Here is a 581-nt window from a genome sequence, read left to right as displayed (position 1 = left end):
CTGATGCATGATTTGTTGAATGGAAACAATCGCATAATCACCGTGAGAAAACGATGGATGAAACTGTTGGTAGTAGCTCTGCGCTCGCTGAGCGGTATCAATAACCAGCGTTTTTCCAAGCTGACGCACAACACTTGGCGAAGCGTATTTCGCGATCAGCTCAAAGCCAAGATCTAACCATGACATCATCCCACCCGCCGTTACTATGTCACCGTGATTGATCAATATCTTATTGCTATCTAGCGCAATGCTAGGAAAGGCTTGGGAGAATGTTTCCGCCAATGCCCAATGGGTCGTGACCTCTCTCGAATCGATCAAGTTGGTTGCGGCAAGAATGAATACTCCGGCACATGCAGAAGATAACACCGCCCCTTGTGAGTAGTGCGCTTTAAGCCATCGAATCAACGCATCATCAGGAGCTAAGTAGTAATTATCAAGTGACGCAGGTGGCAACAAAACAACCGTTAGTCTTTCTGCGGTTAGGTCTGTATGTGGAATTAAAATCGGCTCAAACACAACCTCAATGTTCTGTTCCTTACATATTCTGTTGGCCAGCAAAAACATCTCTTCAAAGCCATAAA

At 45.4% G+C, this 581-nt stretch carries 1 protein-coding gene; it reads right to left on the bottom strand.

Annotated elements, in window-relative coordinates; all coding sequences use genetic code 11:
• On the bottom strand, positions 1-581 hold a 581-nt coding region (locus R7O13_RS29095), incomplete at both ends, for a GlxA family transcriptional regulator (protein WP_318305486.1).

It is taken from the genome of Vibrio sp. Y176 (assembly GCF_033438945.1).
The sequence above is the reverse complement of the archived record's forward strand: the minus strand, read 5'-3'. Positions and strand labels throughout refer to the sequence as shown.